Genomic DNA, 3,776 nt, shown 5'->3' on the forward strand with positions numbered 1-3,776 from the left:
TGGACCCGCACGGCGCGTGGCGGCGCAGCCCGGCGCACACCGGTACGGACGCGGCGTTGCTGCTCCCGCCGGTGCGCGGCGCCCTGCCACCCGACGACCCACGCACCCGGGCCACGCTCGCCGCGGTCGAGGAGACGCTGACCGAGGACGGCTACGTCTACCGCTTCGCCCCGGACGACCGCGCCCCCGGCGAGGCCGAAGGCGCGTTCCTGCTGTGCGGCTTCATCATGGCGCTGGCCCACTGGCAGCAGGGCGACCGGGCCACGGCGTTGCGCTGGTTCGAGCGCAACCGCGCGGCGTGCGGCCCGCCGGGGCTGCTGGCGGAGGAATACGACGTCCGGCAGCGTCAGCTGCGCGGCAACCTGCCCCAGGCGTTCGTGCACGCTCTGCTGCTGGAGACGTCGCAGCGCTTCGCCGGCTGAGCGCGTTCAGCGGAACTCGCTCGTGCCGATCTCCGTGGTCAGCGGGAACGGCCAACTCACCGCTCGCAGCGGCCAACTCGCGTACCGGAACGGCCAACTCACCCACCTGCCGGCGAGTTGGCCGTTCCGGTCGGTGAGTTGGCCGTTCCGGTTGGTGAGTTGGCCGCCGGGGTCGTTGGGGTCGGGTGCTGCCTTGCCGGGCCCGTCGCAGACACCGCCATCGCAACCCGACGAACGCATCCGGTCACCGCACCAGATCCGTCGCCGGTGCGCCGACCGTGGGTCAGCGAAGGCGCTCGGTGAGGGCCCGGTACGCCGGCCGCAGCAGCTCGACGACCTCCTCGTCGATCGCGAACGGCGGCGCCTGGTCCAGCACCGCGTCGAACGCCGTTCGGGGGCCGGCCAAGCCCGGGATCGGGCCGCTGTCGAAAAAGGTGTCCATGACTTCGGTCAGGGCCGGGAACGTGTCGTCCCGCTCCGCGGAGATGAGCCGGTTCTTCAACTCCTCCAGCAACGCTTCGCGGTCCCGTCCCCGCAGCGCGAGAACGGTGAACGGGTCCTCGCTCACCCGCGCCACCAGCGCGGAAAACACCGCGTTCAGGTGACCGCACGGCACCTCGGCCGCCGGGCACGTGCAGTCCAAGGACACCTCCCGCGCCGACGACGGGAACAACGGCAGCCGGACCGCTTTGCAGACCTGTTCGACGTCGCGGGGCAGGTCGCCGCCAAGCAGCTGCACCGTCAGCGACGCCTTCGCGGCGAGCGCGTGCGTGATCGCCGCCCACTCCGTCTTCCCGAACGCCGTCAGGCCGATGCGCACCTGGTGGGTCCGCTCGTCCCGCACCTCGGCGTCGACGCGCCCGGCGCCGACTGTCAAGGACACGACGCGCCCTTCCCTGACGGCGGGCAGGAGGACGCCGACCGCCGTCAGCGCCCGGATGAAGCGGGTCGGCCACCACGCGAGGGGCTCAGTCATCGAGCGCGTCCTCCCCCAGCGTGAGCATGCCGCGCAGCGCGTCCGTCGACAGTTCCGTGAGCCAGTTTTCGCCCTCGCCCACGACCATGCCCGCGAGCGCGCGCTTCTTGGTGATCAAGGTGTCGATGCGGTCCTCGATGGTGCCCGGGCACAGGAACTTCCGGACCTGCACGGTGCGTCCCTGCCCGATCCGGAACGCCCGGTCGGTGGCCTGGTTCTCCACCGCCGGGTTCCACCAGCGGTCCAGGTGCAGGACCTGGCTGGCGGCGGTCAGCGTGAGCCCGGAGCCGCCCGCTTTGAGCGAGAGCAACAGGATTCGCGGGCCGTCACCCGCCTGGAAGCGGTCCACGATCGCGTCTCGCGCGCCTTTCGCCAGGCTCCCGTGCAGGAACGCGACTTCGGTGCCGAGCCGGTCCGACAGGTGGGGCACGAGCAGGTGGCCGAATTCGGTGTACTGCGTGAAGCACAGCACCCGGTCACCCGCGGCCAGGATGTCCGCCAGGATCTCCTCGAGCCGGCTGACCTTGCCCGAGCGCCGGCCGATCGGGGATCCGTCGTGCAGCAGGTGCGCGGGGTGGTTGCAGACCTGCTTGAGTTTCGTGATCGCGGCGAGGATGTTGCCCCGGCGCTTGATGCCCTGGCTGTTCTCGATCTTCGTCATCATCTCGTCGACGATCGCGCGGTACAGCGTGCCCTGTTCTCGGGTGAGCCGGTACTCCTGCCGGATTTCGATCTTCTCCGGCAGCTCGGGCACGATCACGGGATCCGTCTTCACCCGGCGCAGCAGGTACGGCCCCGTGATCTTGCGCAGCGCGGCGGCCGTTTCGGTGTCGCCCCGGCGCTCGATCGGGACGGCGAACCGTTGCCGGAACTCGAACCTGCTGCCGAGCAGCCCGGGGTTGAGCAGGTCCAGCACCGACCACAGGTCCGCGAGCCGGTTTTCCACCGGGGTGCCGGTCAGCGCGAGCCGGTGCGCGGCCGTGAACCGCCGCACCGCCTTGGCCGTCGCGGTGTCGGCGTTCTTGATCGCGTGCGCTTCGTCGAGGACCAGGCGCCGCCAGGTGACCGTCTCGAGTTCGCCGGCGTCGCGGGCCGCGGTCGCGTAGGTCGTGACGACGAGGTCGGCCGCGGCCACCCGCTCCGCGAGCGCGGTCCCGTGCAGGCGGTCGCCGCCGTGGTGGGCGTGGACCCGCAGGTCCGGGGCGAAGTTCGCCGCCTCCCGCTGCCACATGCCGACCAGCGACATCGGGCACAGCACCAACGTCGGGGTGCGCTCGCGGTCCGCTCGCTCGAGCGCCTCGAGCGCCAACGTCTGGACGGTCTTGCCGAGGCCCATGTCGTCGGCGAGGCACGCGCCCAGCCCGAGCGAGGACATGAACGCCAGCCAGGCGACGCCCCGCTGCTGGTACGGGCGCAGCGTGGCGCGGAACGACGACGGCAGCTCGACCGGCCGCAGCGCCTGGTGGACCCGCCCGGCCAGGACGTCCCCGACCCAGCCGTCGGCGCGGACGTCGGTGACCGGGAGCGGCGTTTCGCGCGTGAGCTGGACGAGTTCCAGCAGCTCGGCGGCGGTCGGGCGCCGGTGCGGGTCGCGGCGGAGGTACTCGAGCCCGGCGCGGAGCCGATCCGGGTCGACGCTGATCCACCGGCCCCGCAGCCGCACCAGCGGGGTCTTCGCCGCCACCAGCCTGGCCAGCTCTTCCTCGCCGATTTCGGCGTCGCCCACCGCGAGCGACCAGCGGAACGCGGCCAGCTCGTCGCGGCCCACCCGGCTGCGGGTGACGACCTGCTCCGACGGCGTGCTGCTGACCGACAGCCGCAGCGCGAGCCGGCGCCTGCCGTCCCAGGTGGCCGGGAGCTGCACCTCGAACCCGGCCTCGACGAGCCGGTTCGCGCCCGTGGTGAGGAACTGTTCGGCTTCCTCGACGGTCAGGTCGTGCTCGGCCGGTCGCGTCCGGCGCACGGCAGGCGCCAGCACGGGCTCGATCAGCGCGGCGCGGCCCAGCTCGGCGAGCAACAGCCCCTTCGGGTCCCGGACCAGGCCGTTCGCCTCGCCCGACCAGATCTGCCCCGCCGACAGCAGCAGGCTCGGATCGGCCGTCGACCGTAGGAGGAACTGCAGCTGCCACTTGGTGCCGTCCCCGGTCTGGTCGTCCGGATCGTCCTCGCCCGGACGGCGCAGGGTGCCGACTTCGGCCAGCCGGAAACACGCCCGGCCGTCGACGACGTCGGTGTCGGCGACGCCGTCCCACCGCGAGACGGCGTCGGCCAGCACGCCCAGCTCGTCCAGCGGCAGTTCGACGCGGGGATCGCCGCCCGCCAGCGCGGACAGCCACACCCCGGCCGCGCCGCGGCCCCCGCGCAGGTCGACGGGCGGT

At 72.7% G+C, this 3,776-nt stretch carries 3 protein-coding genes; 1 reads left to right on the top strand and 2 read right to left on the bottom strand.

Features of this window, described 5'->3' with window-relative positions:
* Nucleotides 1-422: glycoside hydrolase family 15 protein (locus G3I65_RS32215; RefSeq protein ID WP_239071586.1), on the top strand; the 422-nt coding region annotated here is incomplete at its 5' end.
* Nucleotides 423-705: 283 nt separating this feature from the next.
* On the opposite strand, the gene G3I65_RS32220 is transcribed toward G3I65_RS32215, so the two are convergent.
* Complete coding sequence (locus G3I65_RS32220) at nt 706-1,398, bottom strand: hypothetical protein (protein ID WP_160699444.1); 693 nt, start codon at nt 1,396-1,398, stop codon at nt 706-708.
* Nucleotides 1,391-3,776 (bottom strand): DEAD/DEAH box helicase (locus G3I65_RS32225; protein WP_160699445.1); only part of this gene is annotated, 2,386 nt, incomplete at its 5' end. The genes G3I65_RS32225 and G3I65_RS32220, both read right to left, overlap by 8 nt.

Origin of the sequence: Amycolatopsis sp. SID8362, assembly GCF_010550475.1 — a bacterium.
Taxonomy (GTDB): domain Bacteria; phylum Actinomycetota; class Actinomycetes; order Mycobacteriales; family Pseudonocardiaceae; genus Amycolatopsis; species Amycolatopsis eburnea.

What these genes read in the sequence shown, in the direction of transcription:
- G3I65_RS32220 (WP_160699444.1), bottom strand. Translation starts at nt 1,398, where the DNA reads ATGACTGAGCCCCTCGCGTGGTGGCCGACCCGCTTCATCCGGGCGCTG.